Genomic DNA, 26,469 nt, shown 5'->3' on the forward strand with positions numbered 1-26,469 from the left:
TTTATACACAAAATATGTTTTAATCATAAAAATCATATAGATAAGAAAAAGCGCGCAGATAATACCGGTATAGCCGATGTAGAGTTGAAAATAGGGTCGAGTTTCAATAAATCGCATAAAAATACAAAAAAACTGGAGATGTAGCGGCAGTTCAGGCCAAACAGAAGCTATTTAAGTCAAAAACGGGAAAAGTAATGGTAAAGCCCCAGCTAAATACATAGAATCCCCAGCACATCCATAAGTCAGCTATTTATTATGCTTGAATTGCTTTACACCGCCCTTCTCTACCTTATTCAGCCGTTGATCTGGATACGGCTTTGGGTGCGCGGACGTAAGGCTCCGGCCTATCGAAAACGCTGGGGTGAACGTTACGGTTTTTACCGCCATCCGCTGAAACAAGGCGGCATCATGCTGCACTCCGTCTCCGTCGGTGAAACCCTGGCGGCGATCCCGTTGGTGCGCGCGCTGCGTCATCGCTATCCTGATTTGCCAATTACCGTCACGACTATGACGCCGACCGGCTCGGAACGCGTGCAATCTGCTTTCGGTAAAGATGTTCAGCACGTCTATCTGCCTTACGATCTACCCGATGCGCTCAACCGTTTTCTTAATAAAGTCGATCCTAAACTGGTGTTGATTATGGAAACGGAGCTGTGGCCTAACCTGATTGCGGCACTACATAAGCGCAAGATCCCGCTGGTTATCGCCAATGCGCGACTTTCTGCACGCTCTGCGGCGGGGTACGCCAAACTGGGCAAATTTGTTCGTCGCTTGTTGCGTCGTATTACACTAATCGCCGCGCAAAACGAAGAAGATGGCGCGCGTTTTGTGGCGCTGGGCGCAAAAAATAATCAGGTGACTGTGACTGGTAGCCTGAAATTCGATATCTCGGTAACTCCGCAGCTAGCCGCTAAAGCAGTAACACTGCGCCGCCAGTGGGCACCTCATCGTCCGGTATGGATTGCCACCAGCACTCACGATGGCGAAGAGAGTGTGGTGATTGCCGCACATCAGGCGCTGTTGCAGCAGTTCCCTAATTTATTGCTTATTCTTGTTCCACGTCATCCGGAACGCTTCCCGGATGCGATTAACCTTGTCCGCCAGGCTGGGCTAAGCTATATCACACGCTCTTCCGGAGAAATCCCTTCCGCCAGTACACAAGTGGTAATTGGCGATACGATGGGCGAGCTGATGCTGCTGTATGGCATTGCCGATCTCGCTTTTGTTGGCGGTTCATTGGTCGAACGCGGTGGGCATAATCCGCTGGAAGCCGCCGCACACGCTATTCCGGTACTGATGGGGCCGCATACTTTTAACTTTAAAGACATTTGCGCACGGCTGGAGCAGGCAAGCGGGCTGATTACCGTCACCGATGCCGCGTCACTGGCAAAAGAGGTTTCCTCTTTGCTCACTGACGCCGATTACCGTAGTTTCTATGGCCGTCATGCCGTTGAAGTGCTGTATCAAAACCAGGGCGCGCTGCAGCGTCTGCTTCAACTGCTGGAACCTTACCTGCCACCGAAAACGCATTGAGGTTGTTATGCAAAAACGGGCGATTTATCCGGGGACTTTCGATCCCATTACCAATGGTCATATCGATATCGTGACGCGCGCTACGCAGATGTTCGATCACGTTATTCTGGCGATTGCCGCCAGCCCCAGTAAAAAACCAATGTTTACCCTGGAAGAGCGTGTGGCGCTGGCTCAGCAGGCAACCGCACATCTGGATAACGTTGAAGTGGTCGGTTTTAGTGATTTGATGGCGAACTTCGCCCGTAATCAACAAGCCACGGTACTGATTCGTGGCCTGCGTGCGGTAGCAGATTTTGAATATGAAATGCAACTGGCGCATATGAATCGCCACTTAATGCCGGAGCTGGAAAGCGTCTTCTTGATGCCTTCGAAAGAGTGGTCGTTTATTTCTTCATCGTTGGTGAAAGAAGTTGCGCGCCATCAGGGTGATGTCACCCATTTCCTGCCGAAGAATGTCCATCAGGCGCTGATGGCGAAGTTAGCGTAGCTTTTATGCCGGATGGAATGCCATCCGGCTCGCATGAATTACTTCTGGCACTGCCGGCAATAAAACGTCGCCCGCTGCGCATGTTTAGTCGCCACAATCGGCGTACCACAAACCCGACACGGTTCGCCTTTACGCCCGTAAACCTGTAATTCCTGCGCGAAATAACCTGGTTTTCCGTCGCTTTGCAGAAAATCTTTCAGCGTCGTGCCGCCCTGCTCAATAGAACGCAGTAACACCGCTTTAATCACCCGAGCCAGCAATTCGCACTCCGCCAGCGACAGCGATGACGCCAGCCGATCCGGATGGATCCCCGCAGCAAACAGTGACTCGCTGGCATAGATATTCCCCACGCCCACCACCAGCTTGTTATCCATCAGCCAGGGTTTAATCGCTGTCTTTTTCTTCGCGCATTTCTGATGCAGGTATTCGCCGTTGAAATCATCGCTAAGCGGCTCCGGTCCAAGATGTGCCAACACATTGTGTCCTTCCAGATCTTTGGTCCACAACCAGGCACCAAAGCGACGAGGATCGGTATATCGCAGCACTTTGCCGTTGCTCATCACCAAATCAACATGATCATGCTTTTCAGGAGGACGTTCTTCCGTAAGTATGCGCAGACTGCCAGACATACCCAGATGAATGATGATCCAGCCTTCCGGCAATTCCAGCAACAGATATTTAGCGCGGCGCTGCACACTAAGCACCGGCTGGTCACTTAGACGGTAGATTTCTTCCGAGACTGGCCAGCGCAAACGCCCGTTGCGGACCACCGCATGAAGAATGGTCGCGCCAACGAGATGCGGTTCAATGCCGCGGCGGCTGGTTTCAACTTCTGGTAATTCAGGCATAGCATCTCCTGGAATGAACAGATGCAGTCAATATGGGGGCAAGCAGATAACAAAAAACCCCGCCGGAGCGAGGTTTTTATTACATCAAAGCGAGAATTATTTGATTTTCGCTTCTTTGTAGATCACGTGCTGGCGTACAACTGGATCGAATTTTTTCAGTTCCAGTTTTTCCGGCTTAGTACGTTTGTTCTTCGTAGTGGTATAGAAGTGACCAGTACCAGCAGAAGAAACCAGCTTGATTTTCTCACGAATACCTTTAGCCATGATTTATTTCCTCTAAGTACTTAGTACTTTTCGCCACGGGCACGCAGTTCAGCCAGAACTGTATCGATGCCTTTTTTATCGATTACACGCATACCTTTAGCAGATACGCGCAGGGTGACAAAACGCTTCTCGCTCTCAACCCAGAAACGGTGAGAGTGCAGGTTAGGCAGGAAACGGCGTTTAGTCGCGTTCAGTGCGTGGGAACGGTTGTTACCGGTCACCGGACGCTTGCCAGTAACTTGGCAGACTCGGGACATGTCTATTCTCCAAAAATCAAATTAGCTCGAGCTTCGTATGGGGTATTGGCGCCTCGTCAGGCTTTACAGCCCGGTCATCGCAGTTCTATGTGAACTCTCGATTGCCAGGCCCAAATGCCAAACCCGAGATTCTCAAAGGTGGCGTAGTATACGCTGACTCAGCGATGTGCTCAAGTCCCGAACAGACAAAGATCCCGAAGGATCGCGCATAGCGGGTTAAATCCAGCCGCGTTCGGCAAAAGAAACATACTCTCCACGCCCAATCACGATATGGTCGAGCACGCGTAAATCCATGAACTGACAACTTTTTATTATCCGTTCGGTGATGAGTTTATCCGCTTTACTGGGTTCAGCACAACCCGAAGGGTGATTATGGGCAAGGATCAGTGCCGCCGCGTTTATTTTTATCGCTTCCCGAACAATCTCACGCGGATGGACTTCCACATGGTTTAGTGTGCCGGAAAACAATCGGCTGTGAGTAAGTACCCGGTGTTGAGTGTCGAGAAAGATCACCATAAAGATCTCGCGCTCTTCGCCCGTAAGCTGGCTTTGTAAAAACTCGCGCGTCATCTCCGGGCTAAGTAACGGGCTTTCTTCGCGTATCCGCACGTTGTAGTAACGCCGGGCCAGTTCGGCAATCCCCTTTAACTGGGCGAATTTCGCCACACCTATTCCATGAACGCCTCTAACTTGTTCATATTCAGAGGATAACAAGCCGTAAAGAGAGCCGAAATTCTCCAGCATCTCTTTTGCCAGGGTTAGCACATCTTTTCCGTGCGTTCCTGTACGCAGAAACAGCGCCAGCAGTTCAATATCCGTTAACGCGCTAATACCCAACTTCAGCATTTTTTCACGTGGCATCAACAAGTCAGCATTGCTTTTCACCTTCACCTCCTTTGTGGAGGGCGCATCCTGTCATAGTCGTTTGGTTAAATCGACGGTCAGTTTTCAATCCTGGAAAGCGCCTCGCAAAGTGATTCTCAGGTGAAAGCACGACAACAAAAGTATTGTGATAAAATCGCCAACTTCTGGTGTCACCCAACAGGAAAAATCATCATGAGCCTGGCCGGTAAAAAAATCGTTCTCGGCGTCAGCGGCGGTATTGCTGCCTATAAAACCCCTGAACTGGTGCGTCGTTTGCGCGATCGCGGGGCCGACGTCCGTGTAGCCATGACCGAAGCGGCAAAAGCCTTTATCACTCCACTTAGCTTGCAGGCAGTCTCTGGTTATCCCGTTTCCGACAGTCTGCTGGACCCAGCTGCCGAAGCGGCAATGGGCCATATTGAGCTGGGAAAATGGGCTGATTTAGTGATTCTTGCTCCAGCGACAGCGGATTTGATTGCCCGCGTTGCTGCTGGTATGGCGAATGATCTGGTATCAACGATTTGCCTTGCGACGCCTGCGCCTGTTGCCGTGCTGCCAGCAATGAACCAGCAGATGTATCGGGCTGCAGCTACTCAGCGTAATTTAGAGGTACTTGCCTCGCGAGGTTTGTTGATCTGGGGGCCAGATAGCGGCAGCCAGGCCTGTGGTGATATCGGCCCAGGGCGAATGCTCGATCCGTTAACCATTGTTGATATGGCGGTGGCCCATTTCTCCCCCGTCAACGACCTGAAACATCTGAATATTATGATTACCGCGGGTCCGACACGTGAACCACTCGATCCGGTGCGTTACATCTCTAATCACAGCTCCGGCAAGATGGGATTCGCCATTGCTGCAGCAGCAGCACGTAGAGGAGCAAACGTCACGCTGGTTTCTGGCCCGGTTTCGCTACCGACGCCACCGTTTGTGAAACGTATTGACGTGATAACCGCACTGGAGATGGAAGCGGCCGTGAAGGCTTCTGTACAACAGCAAAATATATTTATCGGTTGCGCTGCCGTTGCGGATTATCGCGCAGCTACCGTTGCCCGCGAAAAAATCAAAAAGCAGGCCACGCCGGGCGATGAATTAACAATAAAAATGGTTAAAAACCCCGATATCGTCGCCGGTGTTGCCGCATTAAAAGACCATCGGCCTTATGTTGTTGGATTTGCGGCCGAAACAAATAATGTGGAAGAATACGCCCGACAAAAACGTATCCGTAAAAACCTTGATCTGATCTGCGCGAACGATGTTTCCCAGCCAACTCAAGGCTTTAATAGCGACAAAAACGCATTACACCTTTTCTGGCAAGATGGCGATAAAATCTTACCGCTTGAGCGAAAAGAGCTCCTTGGCCAATTATTACTCGACGAGATTGTGACCCGTTATGATGAAGAAAATCGACGTTAAGATTCTGGACCCGCGCGTTGGGAAGGAATTTCCACTCCCGACTTATGCCACTTCTGGTTCTGCCGGACTTGACCTGCGCGCTTGTCTCGACGACGCCGTAGAATTGGCACCGGGCGACACGACACTTGTGCCGACCGGACTGGCGATTCATATTGCCGATCCTTCACTGGCGGCGATGATGCTGCCGCGCTCCGGGCTGGGCCATAAGCACGGTATCGTACTCGGCAACCTGGTGGGATTGATCGATTCCGACTATCAGGGCCAATTGATGATCTCTGTATGGAACCGTGGTCAGGACAGCTTCACCATTCAACCTGGTGAACGTATCGCACAGATGATTTTTGTTCCGGTGGTACAGGCTGAATTTAATCTGGTGGAAGATTTTGACGCTACTGACCGCGGTGAAGGCGGCTTTGGTCACTCTGGTCGTCAGTAACACATACGCATCCAAATAACGTCATAACATCGCCGCAAACATTTTGTTTGCGGTCATAGCGTGGGTGCCGCCTGGCAAGTGCTTATTTTCAGGGGTATTTTGTAACATGGCAGAAAAACAAACTGCGAAAAGGAACCGTCGCGAAGAAATACTTCAGTCTCTGGCGCTGATGCTGGAATCCAGCGATGGAAGCCAACGTATCACGACGGCGAAACTGGCCGCCTCTGTCGGCGTTTCCGAAGCGGCTCTGTATCGCCACTTCCCCAGTAAGACCCGCATGTTCGATAGCCTGATTGAGTTTATCGAAGATAGCCTGATTACTCGCATTAATCTGATTCTGAAAGATGAGAAGGACACCACTGCGCGTCTGCGTCTGATTGTGTTGCTACTTCTCGGTTTTGGCGAGCGTAATCCAGGCCTGACCCGTATCCTCACCGGCCATGCGCTAATGTTCGAACAAGACCGCCTGCAAGGGCGCATCAACCAACTGTTCGAGCGTATTGAAGCGCAACTGCGTCAGGTATTGCGTGAAAAGAGAATGCGTGAGGGTGAAGGTTACACCACCGATGAAACGTTGCTGGCAAGCCAACTTCTGGCATTTTGTGAAGGGATGCTGTCTCGTTTTGTCCGCAGCGAGTTTAAATACCGCCCGACGGATGACTTTGACGCTCGCTGGCCGTTGATTGCCGCGCAGTTGCAATAAAATGACGCCGGATGACTTACCATCCGGCGTTTTTTATCAAACCCCGTACTCTTCGCGATAAGCCTTAACGGCTGCCAGATGTTCCGCCATGTCCGGCTTCTCTTCCAGATAAGCAATCAGGTCTTTCAGGGTGATGATAGAGATCACTTTGCAGTTGTAATCACGCTCAACTTCCTGAATCGCTGATATCTCGCCACGACCACGTTCCTGACGATCGAGCGAAATCAGCACGCCAGCAAGCGTCGCGCCATTGGCCTGAATAATTTCCATCGACTCACGAATCGCCGTTCCGGCGGTGATCACATCATCCACCAGCATTACTCGTCCTTGTAACGCGCTACCAACCAGATTGCCACCTTCGCCGTGGTCTTTTGCTTCTTTGCGGTTAAAGCAGTATGGCAGGTCAAGGTCATGATGCTCCGCCAGTGCCACAGCGGTTGTGGTCGCGATCGGAATACCTTTGTAAGCGGGGCCAAACAGCAGATCGAACTCAATGCCAGAATCCACTAACGCTTCAGCGTAAAAACGGCCTAACAGTGCCAGGTCGCGCCCGGTATTAAATAGTCCGGCGTTGAAGAAATAGGGGCTTTTACGCCCGGATTTCAGCGTAAACTCACCAAACTTTAATACCTGTTTGCCAAGCGCAAACTCAATAAACTGGCGCTGATATGGTTTCATGCCTTCGCTCCTCATCTTACTTTTCTACAGACAAAAAAAAGGCGACTCATCAGTCGCCTTAAAAATCAGTTTGCCAGCGCCGCCTTCTGCGTCGCTACAATGGATTCGATTCCCCCTCGGGCCAGCGCCAACAAGGTGAGGAGTTCTTCGTGGGTGAATGGTTCGCCTTCTGCCGTTCCCTGAACCTCAATGATCCGCCCATCTTCGGTCATCACCACGTTCATGTCCGTTTCTGCGGCAGAGTCTTCAACATATTCCAGATCGCAAATCGCTTCGCCATTAACGATACCCACCGAAACCGCAGCTACCATGCCTTTCATCGGGTTGGTTTTCAGTTTGCCATTCTCAACCAGCTTATTCAGCGCATCTGCCAGCGCCACGCAAGCACCGGTGATCGAAGCAGTGCGCGTGCCGCCATCGGCCTGAAGTACGTCGCAGTCCAGCGTAATGGTGAACTCACCCAACGCTTTCAAATCAACCGCTGCACGCAATGCACGGGCGATCAGACGCTGGATTTCCATCGTGCGTCCGCCCTGCTTACCTTTCGCCGCTTCGCGGGCGTTACGGGTGTGGGTGGAGCGCGGCAACATACCGTATTCTGCGGTGATCCAGCCCTGCCCCTGACCTTTCAGGAAGCGCGGCACGCCTTCTTCAATAGAGGCAGTACACAACACTTTGGTATCGCCAAATTCGACCAGCACCGAGCCTTCTGCATGTTTTGTATAGTTACGAGTCAGGGTAACGGGACGCACCTGATTATTGCTACGGCCTGCTGGACGCATATTGAAATCTCCGGCTTGAAACAAATGTGGCTGCGCATTATACGGACTTCCGGCGGTTATTCCTATCCTGACAAGGCATCGATGGCTATAATCCTTCCACCTCTCCTTTCAAAAACAGGAACGTCTATGATCCGCAGTATGACCGCCTACGCCCGGCGTGAAATCAAGGGTGAATGGGGGAGCGCAACCTGGGAAATGCGCTCGGTAAACCAGCGTTATCTGGAAACTTACTTTCGTCTGCCGGAGCAGTTCCGTAGCCTTGAACCTGTCGTTCGCGAGCGTATTCGTTCTCGCCTGACGCGCGGTAAAGTGGAATGCACCCTGCGCTATGAGCCAGATGTTAGCGCACAAGGCGAGCTGATTCTCAACGAAAAGCTGGCTAAACAGCTCGTAACTGCTGCTAACTGGGTAAAAATGCAGAGCGACGAAGGGGAAATCAACCCGGTTGATATCCTGCGCTGGCCGGGTGTGATGGCAGCTCAGGAGCAGGATCTCGACGCCATTGCCGCTGAAATTCTCGCTGCGCTGGATGGTACTCTTGACGACTTTATTGTCGCGCGCGAAACCGAAGGTCAGGCGCTGAAAGCGTTGATCGAGCAGCGTCTGGAAGGTGTCACCGCCGAAGTGGCTAAAGTTCGTGCCCATATGCCGGAAATCCTGCAATGGCAGCGTGAACGTCTGGTAGCGAAACTGGAAGATGCTCAGGTACAGTTGGAAAACAATCGCCTGGAGCAAGAGTTAGTGCTGCTGGCGCAACGAATTGACGTTGCCGAAGAGCTGGACCGCCTCGAAGCGCATGTCAAAGAGACCTACAACATTCTGAAGAAAAAAGAAGCGGTTGGCCGTCGTCTGGACTTTATGATGCAAGAGTTTAATCGCGAGTCGAACACCCTGGCCTCGAAGTCTATCAATGCCGAAGTAACTAATTCAGCTATTGAACTGAAAGTACTGATCGAACAAATGCGCGAACAGATTCAGAATATCGAGTAACCCTCATAATTCCGTAGGCCGTTGTTAAATTACAGCGGCGCTACGTATACAGACTTCTTATTTACTTTAAAACACGCCCTAATATTTCTAATGCATTTTTCTTCTGACAATCTAAGAGAAACGCATTAAAACTACAGAAAACACCAATTTCACATAACTAAATATTATCAATAACCTCTCACCTTAAAAAATCTCAATCGTGACGATGCGTACAAATCGCTACCCTGCCAGACAGATTTTTAGGGAGAGAACCATGCTGTTACACATTTTGTATTTGGTTGGCATTACTGCCGAAGCCATGACGGGAGCGCTGGCGGCCGGACGGCGGCGCATGGATACATTTGGCGTAATTATTATTGCGACCGCCACTGCAATCGGCGGCGGTTCAGTACGGGATATACTTTTGGGCCACTATCCGCTCGGCTGGGTCAAACATCCGGAATATGTGATTATCGTCGCCACCGCCGCGGTACTCACCACTATTGTTGCTCCCGTAATGCCTTACCTGCGCAAAGTCTTTCTGGTGTTAGATGCGCTCGGACTGGTGGTCTTTTCTATCATTGGCGCACAGGTCGCGCTGGATATGGGCCACGGCCCGGTCATTGCCGTTGTCGCTGCGGTGACAACCGGCGTATTTGGCGGTGTTTTGCGCGATATGTTCTGTAAACGCATCCCGCTGGTCTTTCAGAAAGAACTGTATGCCGGGGTTTCATTTGCTTCCGCCGTGCTGTATATCGCACTGCAACACTATGTTTCCAACCATGATGTGGTGATTATCTCCACCCTGGTGTTTGGCTTTTTTGCTCGCTTGCTGGCACTGCGTCTTAAACTGGGATTACCCGTTTTTTACTACAGCCACGAAGGTCATTAAGGTACAAAACCTGCGATCTGCTGGGTAGCCAACCAGCTACCTAGCGTCTTGATTTGCACATTATTCTTCCATTCAATAATCTGGCTGGCGCGACGAGATCCGGTTCCCGGCAGATGCTGCCAATGTTGTTCACTTCTCTGCAAAAGTTGCGTCCAGGACCGTTCATCACCGGCATTAAGCGCCCCCCGGGTTAACGGTATTCCCATTGCCATCACCCAGCGGGTAAAAGGCTGCTTACGAGCCAGATTAAACTGATGCCATAACTGCCCGCTTTTACTTTTCGCTATCCCTGGCGTGTTCTGTAATTGCTCTGGCGTTAATGAAAGCCAGGAAAAGATATGCTCAAAGCGATGCGTCTGATGCAGTGCGCGCCAGCCAGCTTCGCCAATGCCATCCAGCCCCAAAACCTGTTTTGACCCCAACCAGACTAAGCGTGATATGAATTGCTCCAGACAAACATCAGAAGCAAAGTAACAGGTCAACGAGTTAAAGCGGTTTTCTGGCGGTGTCGGCTTTCTGCGTTCCGCAGTCCGCCACACCACATCATCAATACGTGGAATACCCTGACCGGCAAGACTTATGAGGATTTGATCGCCAGGCGCTATGTCCCACTCCTGCCAGCGTCTGACGGAACCAATATTCACCCGCTGAACTTTTTTATCATCCAGCATGACTGGTGCGAGTGACGCCACCACCGATATTTTTCCGCTTTTGCCCACTGCAAACTGAATCGAACTCACTTCAGCAACCTGTGCCACAGGTTGATATTTCCACGCCACCAGCCAGTCCGCCTGCCCCGGTAACCAATGGCGGGATTCGGGTTCCTTAGCCGCTCGCACAACCACGCCATCGGTGACGAAGGGCAATTTCGCTTTCCACCACTCATTACGTGCTCGCTCAACCTCATCAGCATTTTTCACCGTGTGAGTGTACGCTTGCGTCAGACTAAATCCCGCGCTTGCAAGCTGCTGCAATCGCTCGGCCATTAACTGCGGTCCATCCGGCCACGCCCAGATAAAAACGCCCAGCGAATTTAGCGTGTCGTTATTGTCCTGGCGCATCAACATACCTGCAACTTTTGCACGCGCATTCATTCCGCCCATTTGCTGCTGGATATGACCTTCGCTCCGGAGAAATATTTCTCCTTGCAGTGTGCTATTGGCTAAAGGTTCGCTGACGGATTGCGGTACAGAAGGAATCGAGCGCACTTTCTGCGTCCAGTCTTCACCTTTCAGGCCATTGCCACGGCTGATCGCCTTAATCAGTTTTCCGTCACGATAGACCAGAGTTACCGCGACACCATCAACTTTTGGCTGCACCCAAAGATCGCTGCGTTCACGCATCCAAAGGCTCAATGCATTTTTATCCGCCAGCTTACGCACTCCAGTATGAGCAACTGGATGCATTACGGTTCCAATTAAAGGCAGTATCATGGCTTCACGAGTTGTCTCTTCACCAAAACAACGTTGCCACTGTGCAAGGCGGGCGCTGAGTTGATCATAAACGCCGTCTTCAACAGCACTTTTTCCCTTTTTCCAGTAATCCTCATCCCACTGTTTTATTTGCTGTTGCAGGCGGGAAATTTCTTCATGCGCTCTGGCTGGCGACCAGACTGGGCAGACTCCCTGCGCCGATGATTGCCAGCACAAAACACTCATTAACACTGCAATCCATACTTTCATCGTCACCTCCGCTGTTGTCAGGCTGGCAGGTATACAACGAGGTGAATGCAAAGCCGAGAGGCAAAACTGAAGTGTGCGATGATGCTTCCAGAGAATCGTCCTGATTGCAGTAAATGACAGGGAATTGCGGAAACAGCTACGCAAAACGCAACAACTTTGCGCAAAAAGTGTGAGCAAGGGCTACGTCACATGGCCACGCCGTGTATAATAAGCTCGTATGTAGGCTTTATTTCGCTAATCACATACGAAAGATACTCATGGCTCAAGGCACGCTTTATATTGTTTCTGCCCCCAGTGGCGCGGGTAAATCCAGCCTGATTCAGGCTTTATTAAAAACCCAACCGTTGTATGACACCCAGGTTTCTGTTTCACACACCACGCGCGCACCGCGTCCTGGTGAAGTACACGGTGAGCATTACTTTTTTGTTAATCATGATGAATTTAAAGAAATGATTAGCAGAGATGCATTCCTTGAGCACGCGGAAGTGTTCGGTAATTACTACGGCACTTCGCGCGAGGCCATTGAGCAAGTACTGGCAAGCGGTGTGGATGTTTTTCTTGATATCGACTGGCAGGGTGCGCAGCAAATTCGCCAGAAGATGCCGCATGCGCGTAGTATCTTTATTTTACCGCCGTCCAAAATCGAGCTGGACCGCCGTCTACGCGGTCGCGGTCAGGACAGCGAAGAGGTCATTGCAAAGCGTATGGCGCAAGCAGTTGCAGAAATGAGCCATTACGCCGAATATGATTATTTGATTGTGAATGATGACTTCGATACCGCATTGACCGATTTGAAGACCATTATTCGCGCCGAACGCTTGCGCATGAGTCGCCAAAAGCAACGTCATGACGCTTTAATCAGCAAATTGTTGGCAGACTGAACCTTCTTTCAGTATCATGCCCAGTCATTTCTTCACCTGTGGAGCTTTTTAAGTATGGCACGCGTAACTGTTCAGGACGCTGTAGAGAAAATTGGTAACCGTTTTGACCTGGTACTGGTCGCCGCGCGTCGCGCTCGTCAGATGCAGGTAGGCGGAAAGGATCCGCTAGTACCGGAAGAAAACGATAAAACTACAGTAATCGCGCTGCGCGAAATCGAAGAAGGTCTGATCAACAACCAGATCCTCGACGTTCGCGAACGCCAGGAACAGCAAGAGCAGGAAGCCGCTGAATTACAAGCCGTTACCGCTATTGCTGAAGGTCGTCGTTAATCACAAAGCGGGTCGCCCTTGTATCTGTTTGAAAGCCTGAATCAACTGATTCAAAACTACCTGCCGGAAGACCAAATTAAGCGTCTGCGGCAGGCGTATCTCGTTGCACGTGATGCTCACGAGGGGCAAACACGTTCAAGCGGTGAACCCTATATCACGCACCCGGTAGCGGTTGCCTGCATTCTGGCCGAGATGAAACTCGACTATGAAACGCTGATGGCGGCGCTACTTCATGACGTGATTGAAGATACTCCCGCCACCTACCAGGACATGGAACAGCTTTTTGGCAAAAGCGTAGCCGAACTGGTAGAGGGGGTGTCAAAACTTGATAAACTCAAGTTCCGCGATAAGAAAGAGGCGCAGGCCGAAAACTTTCGCAAGATGATTATGGCGATGGTGCAAGATATCCGCGTCATTCTCATCAAACTCGCAGACCGTACCCACAACATGCGCACGCTGGGCTCACTCCGCCCGGACAAACGTCGCCGCATCGCCCGTGAAACCCTTGAAATATACAGTCCGCTGGCACACCGTTTGGGTATCCACCACATTAAAACCGAACTCGAAGAGCTGGGTTTTGAAGCGCTGTACCCCAACCGCTACCGCGTGATTAAAGAAGTGGTGAAAGCTGCACGCGGCAACCGTAAAGAGATGATCCAAAAAATCCTCTCTGAAATCGAAGGGCGTTTGCAGGAAGCGGGAATACCATGCCGTGTCAGTGGTCGCGAGAAACATCTTTATTCGATTTACTGCAAAATGGTGCTCAAAGAGCAGCGTTTTCACTCGATCATGGACATCTATGCTTTTCGCGTAATCGTCCATGATGCCGATACCTGTTATCGCGTGCTCGGTCAGATGCACAGCCTGTACAAGCCGCGTCCGGGGCGCGTGAAAGACTACATCGCCATCCCAAAAGCGAACGGCTATCAGTCTTTACACACCTCAATGATTGGCCCGCACGGCGTTCCGGTTGAAGTCCAGATTCGTACCGAAGATATGGACCAGATGGCGGAGATGGGTGTTGCCGCGCACTGGGCGTATAAAGAGCACGGCGAAACCAGCACTACTGCACAAATCCGCGCCCAGCGTTGGATGCAGAGCCTGTTGGAGCTGCAGCAAAGCGCCGGCAGCTCGTTCGAATTTATCGAGAGCGTTAAATCCGATCTCTTCCCGGATGAGATTTACGTTTTCACACCGGAAGGGCGCATTGTCGAGTTGCCTGCCGGTGCCACACCTGTCGACTTCGCATACGCAGTGCATACCGATATCGGTCACGCCTGCGTGGGCGCGCGCGTCGACCGCCAGCCGTACCCGCTATCGCAGCCGCTCTCCAGTGGTCAAACCGTTGAAATCATTACCGCACCGGGCGCTCGCCCGAATGCCGCATGGCTGAACTTTGTCGTCAGCTCGAAAGCGCGCGCCAAAATTCGCCAGTTGCTGAAAAACCTCAAGCGTGATGATTCCGTAAGCCTCGGTCGCCGTCTGCTCAACCATGCATTAGGTGGCAGCCGCAAGCTGAATGAAATTCCGCAGGAGAATATCCAGCGCGAACTGGACCGCATGAAGCTGGCAACGCTTGACGATCTGCTGGCTGAAATTGGCCTTGGTAACGCAATGAGCGTGGTGGTCGCGAAAAATCTGCAACATGGTGACGCCTCTATTCCACCAGCGACCCAAAGTCACGGGCATCTGCCGATCAAAGGTGCCGATGGCGTGCTGATCACCTTTGCGAAATGCTGCCGCCCAATTCCTGGCGACCCGATTATCGCCCACGTCAGCCCCGGTAAGGGTCTGGTGATCCACCATGAATCCTGCCGTAACATCCGTGGCTATCAGAAAGAGCCAGAGAAGTTTATGGCTGTGGAATGGGATAAAGAGACGGCGCAGGAGTTCATCACCGAAATAAAAGTTGAGATGTTCAACCATCAGGGCGCACTGGCAAACCTGACAGCGGCGATCAACACCACTAATTCCAATATTCAAAGTCTGAATACAGAAGAGAAAGATGGTCGCGTCTACAGTGCCTTTATTCGTCTGACCGCACGTGACCGCGTACATCTGGCAAATATCATGCGCAAAATCCGCGTGATGCCAGACGTAATTAAAGTCACCCGAAACAGAAATTAATGTTTTATGAACCCAACACGTTATGCACGCATCTGCGAAATGCTCGCCAGGCGGCAGCCTGACCTGACCGTCTGCATGGAACAGGTTCACAAACCCCATAACGTTTCTGCGATCATTCGTACCGCAGATGCCGTTGGCGTACACGAAGTTCACGCTGTCTGGCCTGGTAGCCGGATGCGCACCATGGCTTCGGCTGCTGCTGGTAGTAACAGTTGGGTACAGGTGAAAACACACCGCACCATTGGCGATGCAGTCGCCCACCTGAAAGGTCAGGGTATGCAGATTCTGGCAACCCACCTTTCTGATAAAGCCGTCGATTTTCGCGAAATCGATTACACCCGCCCGACCTGTATTTTAATGGGACAGGAAAAAACGGGCATCACGCAGGAAGCATTAGAACTGGCAGATCAGGACATCATCATTCCGATGATCGGCATGGTGCAGTCGCTTAATGTCTCCGTCGCCTCCGCACTTATTCTTTACGAAGCCCAGCGTCAGCGGCAAAACGCGGGTATGTATCTGCGTGAAAACAGTATGTTGCCGGAAGCAGAGCAACAACGCCTGCTGTTTGAAGGTGGCTATCCGGTGCTGGCTAAAGTCGCGAAACGCAAAGGCCTGCCCTACCCCCACGTCAATCAACAAGGCGAGATTGAAGCCGATGCTGAGTGGTGGGCTACCATGCAGGCCGCAGGGTAAGCGCTATGAAAGGTCGCCTGTTAGATGCTGTCCCGCTCAGTTCCCTAACGGGCGTTGGCGCGGCGCAAAGTAACAAACTGGCGAAAATCAACCTGCATACCGTGCAGGATTTACTGTTACACCTTCCCCTGCGCTATGAAGATCGCACCCATCTCTATCCCATAGGTGAGCTGTTGCCGGGCATTTATGCCACGGTGGAAGGCGAAGTACTGAACTGCAATATCTCCTTCGGCGGTCGCCGGATGATGACCTGTCAGATTAGCGACGGTTCCGGCATTCTCACCATGCGCTTTTTCAACTTTAACGCCGCGATGAAAAATAGCCTGGCGACAGGTCGACGCGTATTGGCCTATGGCGAAGCAAAGCGCGGTAAATATGGTGCGGAGATGATCCACCCGGAATACCGCGTACAGGGCGATCTCAGTACTCCGGAGTTACAGGAAACCCTCACCCCGGTTTACCCAACAACGGAAGGTGTAAAACAGGCAACGCTGCGCAAACTGACCGATCAGGCGCTGGATCTGCTCGACACCTGCGCCATTGAAGAACTGCTGCCGCCGGAACTGTCACAAGGAATGATGACGCTGCCGGAAGCCTTGCGCACCCTGCATCGTCCACCGCCAACACTACAGCTCAGCGATCTGGAAACCGGGCGGCATCCGGCACAGCGTCGTCTTATTCTGGAAGAGCTGCTGGCGCACAACCTCAGCATGTTAGCGTTACGCGCCGGTGCCCAACGTTTTCATGCTCAGCCGCTTAGCGCCAGTGACGCGCTGAAGGACAAACTGCTCGCTGCCTTACCGTTCAAGCCAACGGGCGCGCAGGCGCGTGTGGTGGCGGAGATTGAGCGCGATATGGCGCTGGATGTGCCAATGATGCGTCTGGTACAGGGCGATGTAGGTTCCGGTAAAACACTGGTTGCCGCTCTCGCTGCGCTGCGTGCTATCGCTCACGGCAAACAAGTGGCACTGATGGCACCAACCGAATTGCTTGCCGAACAGCACGCCAATAATTTCCGCAACTGGTTTGAACCGCTCGGTATCGAAGTGGGCTGGCTGGCGGGCAAACAGAAGGGCAAAGCGCGGCTGGCACAGCAAGAAGCCATCGCCAGCGGTCAGGTGCAGATGATTGTCGGCACCCACGCTATCTTCCAGGAACAGGTACAGTTTAACGGTCTGGCGCTGGTGATTATCGACGAACAGCATCGTTTTGGCGTGCATCAACGCCTGGCGTTATGGGAGAAAGGCCAGCAGCAGGGCTTTCATCCTCATCAGTTGATCATGACCGCCACGCCGATCCCCCGCACGCTGGCGATGACCGCGTATGCCGATCTCGATACCTCGGTCATTGATGAACTGCCGCCAGGACGTACCCCAGTGACGACAGTGGCGATCCCGGATACGCGTCGTAACGACATTATCGACCGCGTGCGCCACGCCTGCATAACGGAAGGCCGTCAGGCGTACTGGGTTTGTACATTGATTGAAGAATCGGAATTACTGGAAGCGCAGGCAGCCGAAGCAACGTGGGAAGAGTTAAAACTGGCGCTGCCGGAACTGAACGTCGGTCTGGTTCATGGGCGGATGAAACCTGCCGAAAAGCAAGCGGTAATGGCGTCGTTTAAACAAGGCGAGCTACACCTGCTGGTTGCGACGACTGTTATTGAAGTAGGCGTCGATGTCCCCAACGCCAGCCTGATGATTATCGAGAACCCGGAGCGTCTGGGTCTGGCGCAGTTACACCAGTTGCGCGGGCGCGTAGGTCGTGGCGCGGTGGCTTCTCACTGTGTTCTGCTTTACAAAACACCACTCTCCAAAACGGCGCAAGTCCGCCTGCAAGTGCTACGCGACAGCAACGACGGATTTGTGATTGCGCAAAAAGATTTAGAGATTCGCGGCCCTGGTGAACTGCTGGGCACGCGCCAGACAGGCAATGCAGAGTTTAAAGTGGCTGATTTGCTGCGCGATCAGGCCATGATCCCGGAAGTTCAGCGCCTGGCACGCCATATTCACGAACGTTATCCCCAGCAGGCAAAAGCCCTGATAGAACGCTGGATGCCGGAGACGGAACGCTATTCGAATGCGTAAAAAGCGGCGGCATTTGCACCGCCGCTTCATCAGTTAACCCGCAAAAATCGGCAACATCAGGTAGAGCTTAATCACCAGGGCATTGACGATATCGATAAAGAACGCACCGACCATCGGCACCACCAGGAAGGCCATGTGCGACGGGCCAAAGCGTTCGGTGATCGCCTGCATGTTGGCGATTGCCGTGGGCGTTGCACCAAGGCCAAAACCACAGTGCCCCGCGGCCAGCACCGCCGCATCGTAGTTTTTCCCCATCATGCGCCAGGTGACAAAGATAGCGTACAACGCCATGAAGATGGTTTGCGCGACCAGAATCGCCAGCATCGGCAACGCCAGCGAAGCCAGCTCCCACAGTTTCAGCCCCATCAACGCCATCGCCAGGAACAGCGACAGGCTTACGTTACCAAGTACGGATACCGCGCGCTCAAAGACGCGGTAAAAGCCCAACATTGACAAGCCGTTGCTCAGAATCACGCCCACAAACAGCACGCAAACAAAGGTTGGCAATTCAAAAGCAGTGCCAGCCAAAAGTTGCGCAACGATTTTCCCTACCGTCAGACAGATAGCAATCAGCGCGATAGTTTCAATCAGTACCAGCGAGGTGATCATGCGCCCTACGTCGGGCTTTTCAAATGCGGTGGGGACTTCCTGGTCATCAGGTATGCCGTTCGGCGTGGTGGAGTGTTTCACCAGGTAACGCGCCACCGGGCCGCCAATCAGTCCACCCAGAACCAGACCAAACGTCGCACAGGCCATCGCCACTTCCGTCGCGTTGGTGAAGCCATAACGTTCAATGAACAATTTACTCCACGCTGCGCCGGTCCCGTGACCGCCAGAAAGCGTAATAGACCCCGCCAACAGCCCCATCAGCGGATCAAGCCCTAACAGGCTAGCCATGCCAATGCCGATGGCATTTTGCATCACCAACAGACCAACAACCACAATGAGGAAAATCCCCACTACGCGTCCACCGGCACGCAGGCTGGCAATATTGGCGTTCAGGCCAATGGTGGCGAAGAAAGCCAGCATTAATGGATCGCGCAAGGACATATCAAAATTAACTTCCCAGCCCATGCTTTTTTTCAACACCAGCAGAGCCAGTGCCACCAACAACCCTCCGGCAACCGGTTCTGGTATGGTGTATTTTTTCAGAAAGGAGACGGAATGGACCAACTTGCGCCCGAGCAGCAACGTCAGCGTTGCGGCAACAAGCGTTGCTAAAGTATCGAGATGAAACATAGTTACTCCTTTGTATCCGCACCACTCTTCATACTCGTCATACTTCATCGCGCAATCATAGTAAGACGAAATATGACGAGTATCGAGTCATGCTTTCCCGGTTCGAATTCTTAGCTGAAAATAAAAAAATGGCATGGATTTTAAGCAGAAAACAACCAAAAGTTATATAAAAAAGTGCATTTATCGCATTTAAATATTTAGAAGAATGATTGGCAAACGTTTGCTTTTGCCTTTCGGTCAGCTAAAATGCCCGCTTTGCTACCACGGGATTGTTTTCGATGTCTGTTTCCACCTTCGAGTCAGAAAATGCGCAACCGGTTGCGCAGACTCAAAACAGCGAACTGATTTACCGTCTTGAAGATCGTCCGCCGCTTGCTCAAACTCTGTTTGCCGCCTGTCAGCACCTGCTGGCGATGTTTGTCGCGGTAATCACGCCAGCATTGTTAATCTGCCAGGCGCTGGGTTTACCAGCACAGGACACGCAACACATTATTAGTATGTCGCTGTTTGCCTCTGGTGTGGCATCAATTATTCAAATTAAAGCCTGGGGTCCGGTTGGCTCCGGTTTGTTGTCTATTCAGGGCACCAGCTTTAACTTCGTTGCCCCGCTGATTATGGGCGGAACAGCGCTGAAGACCGGTGGTGCCGATGTTCCTACGATGATGGCGGCTCTGTTCGGCACACTGATGCTGGCAAGCTGCACCGAAATGGTTATCTCCCGCGTTCTGCATCTGGCGCGCCGCATTATTACGCCGCTGGTTTCCGGCGTCGTGGTGATGATTATTGGCCTGTCACTGATTCAGGTTGGGCTAACATCCATTGGTGGCGGTTATGCGGCCATGAGCGATAACACCTTTGGTGCACCGAAAAATCTGCTACTGGCGGGCGTGGTCTTAGCTTTAATCATCCTGCTTAATCGCCAACGTAACCCCTACTTACGCGTAGCCTCGCTGGTGATTGCGATGGCGGCAGGATATGCACTGGCGTGGTTTATGGACATGTTGCCAGAAAGCAACGAGCCGATGACGCAAGAGCTGATTATGGTGCCAACGCCGCTCTATTACGGACTTGGTATTGAATGGAGCCTGCTGCTACCACTGATGCTGGTCTTTATGATCACCTCACTGGAAACTATTGGCGATATCACAGCCACCTCCGACGTTTCCGAACAACCGGTTTCTGGCCCACTGTACATGAAACGTCTGAAAGGCGGCGTGCTGGCAAACGGCCTGAACTCGTTTGTGTCGGCGGTGTTTAACACCTTCCCGAACTCCTGCTTCGGGCAGAACAACGGTGTGATCCAATTGACCGGTGTTGCCAGTCGTTATGTCGGTTTTGTCGTGGCGCTGATGTTGATCGTGCTGGGTCTGTTCCCTGCGGTGAGCGGTTTTGTCCAACACATTCCCGAACCTGTTCTGGGCGGCGCTACGCTGGTGATGTTTGGTACTATCGCCGCATCCGGTGTGCGTATCGTTTCTCGTGAGCCACTGAACCGTCGGGCGATTCTGATTATTGCCCTGTCGCTGGCGGTCGGTCTGGGTGTTTCTCAGCAGCCACTGATTTTGCAGTTTGCCCCTGACTGGCTGAAAAATCTGCTCTCCTCCGGGATTGCCGCTGGCGGTATCACTGCCATTGTACTGAATCTGATTTTCCCGCCAGAAAAGCAGTAATTTACTCGCGGCGGTAAAATTCTTTACCGCCGTAACCACTCTCTTTCTCCATTCCTGCCTTGAGGAATGCGCGTAAATCGTGCATAACTCCCTTATGTGCATTTCACGGGATGGAAGACCATGAAATTTATTGGGAAGCTGCTTCTCTACATTTTCATCACGCTGTTAGTGGCGATAGTTGGCCTCTATTTCCTTCTGCAAACCCGCTGGGGAGCAGAGCATATCAGCGCATGGATTTCCGAGAATAGCGACTATCATCTGGCCTTCGGGGCGATGGATCACCGTTTTTCCGCGCCGTCTCATATCTTGCTGGAGAACGTCACATTCGGTCGTGATGGTCAACCCGCCACTCTGGTTGCAAAAAGTGTCGATATCGCGCTAAGTAGTCGGCAACTGAGCGAGCCACGGCATGTCGATACTATCCTGCTGGAAAACGGGACGCTGAATCTCACCGACCAGACCGCGCCGCTACCGTTTAAAGCGGATCGTTTGCAACTGCGTGATATGGCATTTAACAGTCCCAATAGCGAGTGGAATCTTAGCGCACAGCGAGTCAATGGCGGCGTCGTTCCGTGGTCGCCGGAAGCCGGTAAAGTACTAGGCTCAAAAGCACAAATTCAGTTCAGTGCTGGCTCTCTGTCGCTCAATGATGTTCCTGCCACCAATGTGTTGATTGAAGGGAATATTGATAACGATCGCGTCACACTGACTAATCTGGGTGCCGACATCGCCCGCGGGACATTAACCGGAAATGCGCAGCGTAACGCCGACGGTAGCTGGCAGGTGGAAAATCTGCGCCTGGCGGATATCCGTCTGCAAAGCGAAAAATCGCTCACCGACTTCTTTGCGCCCTTGCGCTCTGTCCCGTCATTGCAGATTGGCCGCCTGGAAGTGATCGACGCCCGCCTGCAAGGCCCGGACTGGGCGGTGACCGATCTCGATCTCAGCTTGCGCAATATGACCTTTATTAAAGATGACTGGCAGACACAGGAAGGCAAGCTGTCAATGAACGCCAGCGAGTTTATTTATGGTTCGCTGCATTTATTTGACCCGATTATAAACGCGGAATTTTCCCCGCAAGGCGTAGCACTGCGCCAGTTCACCAGCCGCTGGGAAGGGGGGATGGTCAGAACGTCAGGAAACTGGCAGCGCGATGGAAAAACGCTGATCCTCGACGATGCAGCGATTGTTGGACTGGAATATACCTTACCTAAAAACTGGCAACAGTTGTGGATGCAGCAAACTCCCGCCTGGTTAAACACTCTGCAACTGAAGAGATTCAGCGCCAGCCGCAATCTAATCATTGATATTGACCCAGCCTTCCCGTGGCAGCTCACAGCGCTGGATGGCTACGGCGCGAATCTGACACTGGTAGCCGATCATAAGTGGGGCGTCTGGAGTGGCACGGCAAATCTGAATGCTGCCGCTGCAACATTCAATCGTGTTGATGTGCGCCGCCCGTCGCTGGCGCTAACCGCCAACAGCAGCACGGTGAATATCAGCGAACTTAGCGCGTTTACCGAGAAAGGCATTCTGGAAGCCACTGCCAGCGTCTCACAAACGCCGCAGCGCCAGACCCATATCAGCCTGAACGGACGCGGTGTGCCGGTGAATATTCTGCAACAGTGGGGATGGCCAGAGTTACCGATTACGGGCGATGGCAATATTCAGCTCACTGCCAGCGGCGATATTCAGGCCGATGCACCGCTAAAACCCACGGTTAACGGACTGCTCCACGCCGTAAATGCTGAAAAACAACAAGTGACCCAAACCATGAATGCTGGCGTGGTTTCCAGTGGTGAAGTTACATCGACGGAGCCGGTACAGTAAAATCAATCTCGCCGGGTACGACACAGACGTACCCGGTATTTCTTCAACAAATTACAGCGTAATTGTCAGTTCATTCCCTTGCGGGGTCACCACCACACCCAACTCACTTTCAGCCTGCGAACCGCCTTGCAGACCATTTACTTTAGCGATATTGCGTAAGCACAGCGTCCAGTTCTTCGCTTCTCCCGTACCAGTCACAGTAATGATGTTGCCAGTACGTGCCGCTTTCAGGGTGAAGATCACCGAACCATCAGCGGCTGGGACTTCGCAGACGGCTTCACGCCCGTCTTGCAGATTAAAGAGCTGGAAGGCCGTGCCTTCGTGCCACGCATAATCGGGGCGTTGTTCATTGTTGCCCAGCCCCAGTAGGGTGTTATCACGCACATATACCGGCAGACTCTGAAAGCCGTGTTGTTGTTTATGCCAGCGGCTGCCGTCTATTTCATCGTTATGCCACAGGTGTGTCCAGCGACCTTCAGGCAAGTAGAATTGCACATCGCCAGCTTCAGTGAACACCGGCACGACCATCACGCTGCCGCCCAACATGTATTGGCGATCAAGGTAATCACAGGCCGGATCGTCCGGAAACTCCATTACCATTGCGCGCATCATCGGCGTACCCAGCGCGTTCGCACGAGCAGCTTCACGATAAAGATACGGCATCATGCGGCATTTCAGTTGCGTGAAGAAGCGCACCACATCACAGGACTCATCATCGTAGGCCCACGGCACACGATAAGATTTGCTGCCATGTAAACGGCTATGGCTGGAGAGCAAACCAAACGCGCACCAGCGTTTGTAAACGTGCGCCGGAGCGGTATTCTCAAAGCCGCCGATATCGTGGCTCCAGAAGCCAAAACCAGAAAGGCCAATAGACAAACCTCCGCGCAGGCTTTCCGCCATTGATTCGTAATTGGCGTAGCAATCACCGCCCCAGTGCACCGGAAATTTCTGCGCACCTACGGAAGCCGAGCGGGCAAACAAGACGGCTTCTTCCTCGCCAACGGTTTCCTTCAGCACGTTCCATACCAGTTCGTTGTAGATGTATGCATAATGGTTATGCATTTTCTGTGGATCACAACCGTTAAACCACTGAACGTCTGTTGGAATACGTTCGCCAAAGTCGGTCTTAAAACAATCGACACCCATCGCGATCAGACCTTTCAGTTTATCGGCGTACCATTTGCAGGCATCCGGATTAGTAAAGTCATAAATCGCCAGCCCTGGCTGCCATTTATCCCATTGCCATAGCGAGCCGTCCGTGCGTTTGAGTAAATAGCCTTTCTCTTGTAACTCCTTAAAGACTGGAGATTTCTGCCCAATATAGGGGTTAATCCAGACGCAGATTTTCAGCCCTTTTGCTTTCAGGCGGCGGATCATGCCTTCCGGGTCCGGAAAGGTCAGCGGATCCCACTCAAAATCGCACCATTGGAAGGCTTTCATCCAGAAACAGTCAAAGTGGAAAACATGCAGCGGCAGATTGCGTTCCGCCATACCGTCGATAAAACTGTTAACCGTCGCTTCGTCGTAGTTAGTGGTAAATGAAGTGGTTAACCACAGACCGAAGGACCACGCGGGCGGCAGCGCCGGACGGCCGGTAAAACGGGTATAACGATCAAGTACCGCTTTCGGCGTCGGGCCGTCGATAACAAAGTATTCGAGGTATTCACTCTCCACGCTGAACTGCACTTTGGAGACTTTCTCCGATCCCACTTCAAAAGAGACGCATTGGGGATGATTGACCAGTACACCATAACCACGGTTAGTCATGTAGAACGGGATATTTTTATACGCCTGTTCAGTACTTGTGCCGCCATCCCGGTTCCAGGTTTCTACCGTCTGACCATTGCGCACCAGGGCAGTAAAACGCTCTCCCAGCCCGTAAACCGTTTCACCGACGCCAAGATCCAGCCGCTCAAACATATAATTTCGTTGATTATTAGTGTCCTGCACATAGCCATTATTTTTCACCTGGCTACCGGTAATACGTTCGCCATTACGCAGAAAATCCAGTGACCAGAACTCACCTTTACTGACACGCGCGCTTAAGTTGCCACTTTTAAACTCAGCGTAACTTTCTGTGTTTTCGATTGTGACATTCGCGTCCTGCAAAATATTGAGCGGATAATGAGGGCCGTTCTCCAGCGCCCCCTGAAAATGCTCAATCCGTACACCGACAATACCTTCCTGTGGGGAGAAAAAACGCAGCGTAAATAAAGGCGTGTCAAGCTGCCAGGTACGTTCACGCACATCACGGGGGGCAGCATAGATCACCATTTCATTACCCTGCTGTTCAACCTCGAACACCTGAAGCGGGTGAATCAAATTGAGGCCAGGTTGAATCAACCAGTTTCCATCGCTAATTTTCATTGCCGTTCCTTAGTTCTGCACTTCTTGAGAGGTGAATTGCTGCTGGCAACGGCGTTTGCCCTGAGCCAACTGTTCCATAACGGTTTTCAGATTGTGCGTTGTGAGAGAATAGTAGCGTTTAGCGACAATCGCGCTCAGCAAATAACAGATCGCCGGAACAATCGTGAATAGCGCGATAATGATGCTAATTGTGGCGCTGTTCTGCGCTTTTTCTGCTGCATCATATCCACCGTAAGCCAGCATCCATCCGATAAGTGCGCCTCCGAAGGCCAACCCCAGTTTGAGCACAAACAGCGTGCCAGCAAAACTGATCCCGGTGAGTCGTTTACCATTACACCACTCGCCGTAGTCAACGGTATCGGACATCATTACCCACTGGATAGGTGTCACCAGTTGATGCAACACACCAATCACGAAGATGAAGACAAACATGGTGATGCTGGCCTGCATGGGAACGAAGAACATCGCGAGGCTAATCACGGCCAGCAGGGCGTTCGTCCACCAGAAGACAGAGACTTTACATTTCCAGTCGGTCAGTGGTTTTGCCAGTGCGGAACCAATCAGGTTACCCACGCAATAAGTAGTGAGAAAAGCGACAAACACTTCCGGCGTACCCAGAATCCACGTGACGTAATACATCATCGCCCCACCACGTACACACACCGCCAGAATATTAAAAATGGTGAGAATACCGACAATACGCCACTGGTCGTTTTGCCAGATATCACGTAAATCTTCCCGCATAGGCGTCGTCGTAGGTGGCGCTTCAACGCGTTCTTTAGTGGTGAAGAAACAGAAAGCCAGCATCATAAATGCCACCACGGAAAGCACCGCGATGCCGCCCTGGAAACCGAGTGGTTTATTATCACCACCAATTAAATTAACCAGCGGCATCATCAGCACAGTGGAGAGCATGCCTCCCGCGGTCGCCAGCACAAAACGCCAGGATTGCAGCGAGATACGCTGAGTCGGGTCATTGGTAATTACACCACCCAATGCGCAGTAAGGGATATTGACGACGGTATAAAGTAAGGTAAGTAGGGTATAAGTAATTGCTGCATAGATCATTTTACCGTTCATACTGAGATCTGGCGTGCTATATGCCAGTACACAGACCACACCAAATGGCAGTGCGCCAAACAGTACCCACGGTCGAAATTTACCCCAGCGAGAGCGCGTTCGATCGGCCAGCAACCCCATGCAAGGATCGGAAATCGCATCCAGTGCACGAGCGACCAAAAACATGGTTCCGACAAATCCGGCAGGAATACCAAAAATATCGGTGTAAAAGAACATCATATATAACATTACGTTATCGAAGATAATGTGGCTGGCGGCATCTCCCATGCCATAACCAATTTTCTCTTTAACGGACAACACTTCACTCTTCATCTGCTTTTCCTTGATGCTATGGGGGTGCTGAGACCGATA

Annotated in this window: 24 protein-coding genes; 14 read left to right on the top strand and 10 right to left on the bottom strand. The window is 52.0% G+C overall.

Features of this window, described 5'->3' with window-relative positions; genetic code table 11:
• The first annotated feature begins 255 nt into the window (after positions 1-255).
• Both waaA and coaD read left to right on the top strand, forming a co-directional pair.
• Entirely contained in the window at positions 256-1,533 is a 1,278-nt protein-coding gene (waaA, locus tag A1WG_RS13630) for a lipid IV(A) 3-deoxy-D-manno-octulosonic acid transferase (protein ID WP_000891578.1), read from the top strand.
• A gap of 7 nt (positions 1,534-1,540) precedes the next feature.
• Positions 1,541-2,020 (top strand): pantetheine-phosphate adenylyltransferase, encoded by a 480-nt coding sequence (gene coaD, locus A1WG_RS13625; RefSeq protein ID WP_001517454.1) that lies wholly within the window; start codon positions 1,541-1,543, stop codon positions 2,018-2,020.
• 38 nt (positions 2,021-2,058) lie between these two features.
• Here the strand turns inward: coaD and mutM are convergent, their stop codons facing one another.
• From mutM to radC, 4 genes are all read right to left on the bottom strand, one after another.
• Positions 2,059-2,868 carry a bifunctional DNA-formamidopyrimidine glycosylase/DNA-(apurinic or apyrimidinic site) lyase gene (gene mutM / locus A1WG_RS13620; RefSeq protein WP_001517453.1) on the bottom strand — a complete coding sequence of 270 codons (810 nt, stop codon included), beginning with the start codon at positions 2,866-2,868 and terminating at the stop codon, positions 2,059-2,061.
• A 96-nt stretch (positions 2,869-2,964) separates the two neighbouring features.
• On the bottom strand, positions 2,965-3,132 hold the full coding sequence (gene rpmG / locus A1WG_RS13615) for a 50S ribosomal protein L33 (RefSeq protein WP_001051798.1): 168 nt from the start codon (positions 3,130-3,132) through the stop codon (positions 2,965-2,967).
• A gap of 20 nt (positions 3,133-3,152) precedes the next feature.
• Positions 3,153-3,389 carry a 50S ribosomal protein L28 gene (rpmB, locus tag A1WG_RS13610; protein ID WP_000091955.1) on the bottom strand — a complete coding sequence of 79 codons (237 nt, stop codon included), beginning with the start codon at positions 3,387-3,389 and terminating at the stop codon, positions 3,153-3,155.
• Between the two features lie 216 nt (positions 3,390-3,605).
• On the bottom strand, positions 3,606-4,274 hold the full coding sequence (gene radC, locus A1WG_RS13605; RefSeq protein WP_001517452.1) for a RadC family protein: 669 nt from the start codon (positions 4,272-4,274) through the stop codon (positions 3,606-3,608).
• A 171-nt stretch (positions 4,275-4,445) separates the two neighbouring features.
• On the opposite strand from radC, the gene coaBC reads away from it, so the two are divergent.
• The 3 genes from coaBC (at position 4,446) to slmA (ending at position 6,805) form a co-directional block, all read left to right on the top strand.
• A complete protein-coding gene (coaBC, locus tag A1WG_RS13600; protein ID WP_001517451.1) occupies positions 4,446-5,666 on the top strand; it encodes a bifunctional phosphopantothenoylcysteine decarboxylase/phosphopantothenate--cysteine ligase CoaBC in 1,221 nt (406 codons plus the stop codon).
• Entirely contained in the window at positions 5,644-6,102 is a 459-nt protein-coding gene (dut, locus tag A1WG_RS13595) for a dUTP diphosphatase (RefSeq protein WP_000976070.1), read from the top strand. Before coaBC ends, dut begins: the two co-directional genes overlap by 23 nt.
• Positions 6,103-6,208: 106 nt before the next feature.
• The gene (gene slmA / locus A1WG_RS13590; RefSeq protein ID WP_000818603.1) at positions 6,209-6,805 is read left to right on the top strand and encodes a nucleoid occlusion factor SlmA; all 597 of its coding nucleotides are present in this window, start codon (positions 6,209-6,211) and stop codon (positions 6,803-6,805) included.
• A 36-nt stretch (positions 6,806-6,841) separates the two neighbouring features.
• Here slmA and pyrE read toward each other — a convergent pair whose 3' ends face one another.
• Both pyrE and rph read right to left on the bottom strand, forming a co-directional pair.
• The gene (pyrE, locus tag A1WG_RS13585) at positions 6,842-7,483 is read right to left on the bottom strand and encodes an orotate phosphoribosyltransferase (protein ID WP_001517450.1); all 642 of its coding nucleotides are present in this window, start codon (positions 7,481-7,483) and stop codon (positions 6,842-6,844) included.
• A 65-nt stretch (positions 7,484-7,548) separates the two neighbouring features.
• Positions 7,549-8,265 carry a ribonuclease PH gene (rph, locus tag A1WG_RS13580; protein WP_001247086.1) on the bottom strand — a complete coding sequence of 239 codons (717 nt, stop codon included), beginning with the start codon at positions 8,263-8,265 and terminating at the stop codon, positions 7,549-7,551.
• Positions 8,266-8,391: 126 nt separating this feature from the next.
• On the opposite strand from rph, the gene A1WG_RS13575 reads away from it, so the two are divergent.
• Both A1WG_RS13575 and A1WG_RS13570 read left to right on the top strand, forming a co-directional pair.
• Positions 8,392-9,255: a YicC/YloC family endoribonuclease gene (locus tag A1WG_RS13575; protein ID WP_000621334.1), complete on the top strand. Its 864-nt coding sequence runs from the start codon at positions 8,392-8,394 to the stop codon at positions 9,253-9,255.
• Between the two features lie 253 nt (positions 9,256-9,508).
• A complete protein-coding gene (locus tag A1WG_RS13570) occupies positions 9,509-10,126 on the top strand; it encodes a trimeric intracellular cation channel family protein (protein WP_001517449.1) in 618 nt (205 codons plus the stop codon).
• Here A1WG_RS13570 and ligB read toward each other — a convergent pair.
• A complete protein-coding gene (gene ligB, locus A1WG_RS13565; RefSeq protein ID WP_000870023.1) occupies positions 10,123-11,808 on the bottom strand; it encodes an NAD-dependent DNA ligase LigB in 1,686 nt (561 codons plus the stop codon). The genes A1WG_RS13570 and ligB overlap by 4 nt on opposite strands.
• A gap of 257 nt (positions 11,809-12,065) precedes the next feature.
• Between ligB and gmk the strand changes: the two genes are divergently transcribed.
• Genes gmk through recG form a run of 5 tightly spaced genes read left to right on the top strand, consistent with a single transcriptional unit; the run spans position 12,066 to position 17,929 of the window.
• On the top strand, positions 12,066-12,689 hold the full coding sequence (gene gmk, locus A1WG_RS13560; RefSeq protein ID WP_001517448.1) for a guanylate kinase: 624 nt from the start codon (positions 12,066-12,068) through the stop codon (positions 12,687-12,689).
• 54 nt (positions 12,690-12,743) lie between these two features.
• Positions 12,744-13,019: a DNA-directed RNA polymerase subunit omega gene (gene rpoZ / locus A1WG_RS13555; RefSeq protein WP_000135058.1), complete on the top strand. Its 276-nt coding sequence runs from the start codon at positions 12,744-12,746 to the stop codon at positions 13,017-13,019.
• Positions 13,020-13,037: 18 nt separating this feature from the next.
• The gene (gene spoT, locus A1WG_RS13550) at positions 13,038-15,146 is read left to right on the top strand and encodes a bifunctional GTP diphosphokinase/guanosine-3',5'-bis pyrophosphate 3'-pyrophosphohydrolase (RefSeq protein ID WP_000280466.1); all 2,109 of its coding nucleotides are present in this window, start codon (positions 13,038-13,040) and stop codon (positions 15,144-15,146) included.
• A gap of 6 nt (positions 15,147-15,152) precedes the next feature.
• Positions 15,153-15,842 carry a tRNA (guanosine(18)-2'-O)-methyltransferase TrmH gene (trmH, locus tag A1WG_RS13545; protein ID WP_001070171.1) on the top strand — a complete coding sequence of 230 codons (690 nt, stop codon included), beginning with the start codon at positions 15,153-15,155 and terminating at the stop codon, positions 15,840-15,842.
• 5 nt (positions 15,843-15,847) lie between these two features.
• Entirely contained in the window at positions 15,848-17,929 is a 2,082-nt protein-coding gene (gene recG / locus A1WG_RS13540; RefSeq protein ID WP_001517447.1) for an ATP-dependent DNA helicase RecG, read from the top strand.
• Positions 17,930-17,962: 33 nt separating this feature from the next.
• Here recG and gltS read toward each other — a convergent pair whose 3' ends face one another.
• Positions 17,963-19,168 (bottom strand): sodium/glutamate symporter, encoded by a 1,206-nt coding sequence (gene gltS, locus A1WG_RS13535; protein WP_000468834.1) that lies wholly within the window; start codon positions 19,166-19,168, stop codon positions 17,963-17,965.
• 278 nt (positions 19,169-19,446) lie between these two features.
• On the opposite strand from gltS, the gene xanP reads away from it, so the two are divergent.
• Both xanP and A1WG_RS13525 read left to right on the top strand, forming a co-directional pair.
• Entirely contained in the window at positions 19,447-20,838 is a 1,392-nt protein-coding gene (gene xanP, locus A1WG_RS13530; protein WP_001517446.1) for a xanthine/proton symporter XanP, read from the top strand.
• 120 nt (positions 20,839-20,958) lie between these two features.
• Complete coding sequence (locus A1WG_RS13525; RefSeq protein ID WP_001517445.1) at positions 20,959-22,668, top strand: AsmA family protein; 1,710 nt, start codon at positions 20,959-20,961, stop codon at positions 22,666-22,668.
• 51 nt (positions 22,669-22,719) lie between these two features.
• Here the strand turns inward: A1WG_RS13525 and yicI are convergent, their stop codons facing one another.
• Together yicI and A1WG_RS13515 are read right to left on the bottom strand one after the other, a co-directional pair.
• Positions 22,720-25,038 carry an alpha-xylosidase gene (yicI, locus tag A1WG_RS13520; RefSeq protein WP_001517444.1) on the bottom strand — a complete coding sequence of 773 codons (2,319 nt, stop codon included), beginning with the start codon at positions 25,036-25,038 and terminating at the stop codon, positions 22,720-22,722.
• A 9-nt stretch (positions 25,039-25,047) separates the two neighbouring features.
• Positions 25,048-26,430: a glycoside-pentoside-hexuronide family transporter gene (locus tag A1WG_RS13515; RefSeq protein WP_000834449.1), complete on the bottom strand. Its 1,383-nt coding sequence runs from the start codon at positions 26,428-26,430 to the stop codon at positions 25,048-25,050.
• Positions 26,431-26,469 lie beyond the last annotated feature (39 nt).

The sequence above is a fragment of the Escherichia sp. KTE96 genome (assembly GCF_000408525.1).
Lineage (GTDB): Bacteria > Pseudomonadota > Gammaproteobacteria > Enterobacterales > Enterobacteriaceae > Escherichia > Escherichia marmotae.

What these genes read in the sequence shown, in the direction of transcription:
- waaA (WP_000891578.1), top strand. Translation starts at nt 256, where the DNA reads ATGCTTGAATTGCTTTACACCGCCCTTCTCTACCTTATTCAGCCGTTG.
- coaD (WP_001517454.1), top strand. Translation starts at nt 1,541, where the DNA reads ATGCAAAAACGGGCGATTTATCCGGGGACTTTCGATCCCATTACCAAT.
- mutM (WP_001517453.1), bottom strand. Translation starts at nt 2,868, where the DNA reads ATGCCTGAATTACCAGAAGTTGAAACCAGCCGCCGCGGCATTGAACCG.
- rpmG (WP_001051798.1), bottom strand. Translation starts at nt 3,132, where the DNA reads ATGGCTAAAGGTATTCGTGAGAAAATCAAGCTGGTTTCTTCTGCTGGT.
- rpmB (WP_000091955.1), bottom strand. Translation starts at nt 3,389, where the DNA reads ATGTCCCGAGTCTGCCAAGTTACTGGCAAGCGTCCGGTGACCGGTAAC.
- coaBC (WP_001517451.1), top strand. Translation starts at nt 4,446, where the DNA reads ATGAGCCTGGCCGGTAAAAAAATCGTTCTCGGCGTCAGCGGCGGTATT.
- dut (WP_000976070.1), top strand. Translation starts at nt 5,644, where the DNA reads ATGATGAAGAAAATCGACGTTAAGATTCTGGACCCGCGCGTTGGGAAG.
- slmA (WP_000818603.1), top strand. Translation starts at nt 6,209, where the DNA reads ATGGCAGAAAAACAAACTGCGAAAAGGAACCGTCGCGAAGAAATACTT.
- pyrE (WP_001517450.1), bottom strand. Translation starts at nt 7,483, where the DNA reads ATGAAACCATATCAGCGCCAGTTTATTGAGTTTGCGCTTGGCAAACAG.
- rph (WP_001247086.1), bottom strand. Translation starts at nt 8,265, where the DNA reads ATGCGTCCAGCAGGCCGTAGCAATAATCAGGTGCGTCCCGTTACCCTG.
- A1WG_RS13575 (WP_000621334.1), top strand. Translation starts at nt 8,392, where the DNA reads ATGATCCGCAGTATGACCGCCTACGCCCGGCGTGAAATCAAGGGTGAA.
- A1WG_RS13570 (WP_001517449.1), top strand. Translation starts at nt 9,509, where the DNA reads ATGCTGTTACACATTTTGTATTTGGTTGGCATTACTGCCGAAGCCATG.
- ligB (WP_000870023.1), bottom strand. Translation starts at nt 11,808, where the DNA reads ATGAAAGTATGGATTGCAGTGTTAATGAGTGTTTTGTGCTGGCAATCA.
- gmk (WP_001517448.1), top strand. Translation starts at nt 12,066, where the DNA reads ATGGCTCAAGGCACGCTTTATATTGTTTCTGCCCCCAGTGGCGCGGGT.
- rpoZ (WP_000135058.1), top strand. Translation starts at nt 12,744, where the DNA reads ATGGCACGCGTAACTGTTCAGGACGCTGTAGAGAAAATTGGTAACCGT.
- trmH (WP_001070171.1), top strand. Translation starts at nt 15,153, where the DNA reads ATGAACCCAACACGTTATGCACGCATCTGCGAAATGCTCGCCAGGCGG.
- recG (WP_001517447.1), top strand. Translation starts at nt 15,848, where the DNA reads ATGAAAGGTCGCCTGTTAGATGCTGTCCCGCTCAGTTCCCTAACGGGC.
- gltS (WP_000468834.1), bottom strand. Translation starts at nt 19,168, where the DNA reads ATGTTTCATCTCGATACTTTAGCAACGCTTGTTGCCGCAACGCTGACG.
- xanP (WP_001517446.1), top strand. Translation starts at nt 19,447, where the DNA reads ATGTCTGTTTCCACCTTCGAGTCAGAAAATGCGCAACCGGTTGCGCAG.
- A1WG_RS13525 (WP_001517445.1), top strand. Translation starts at nt 20,959, where the DNA reads ATGAAATTTATTGGGAAGCTGCTTCTCTACATTTTCATCACGCTGTTA.
- yicI (WP_001517444.1), bottom strand. Translation starts at nt 25,038, where the DNA reads ATGAAAATTAGCGATGGAAACTGGTTGATTCAACCTGGCCTCAATTTG.
- A1WG_RS13515 (WP_000834449.1), bottom strand. Translation starts at nt 26,430, where the DNA reads ATGAAGAGTGAAGTGTTGTCCGTTAAAGAGAAAATTGGTTATGGCATG.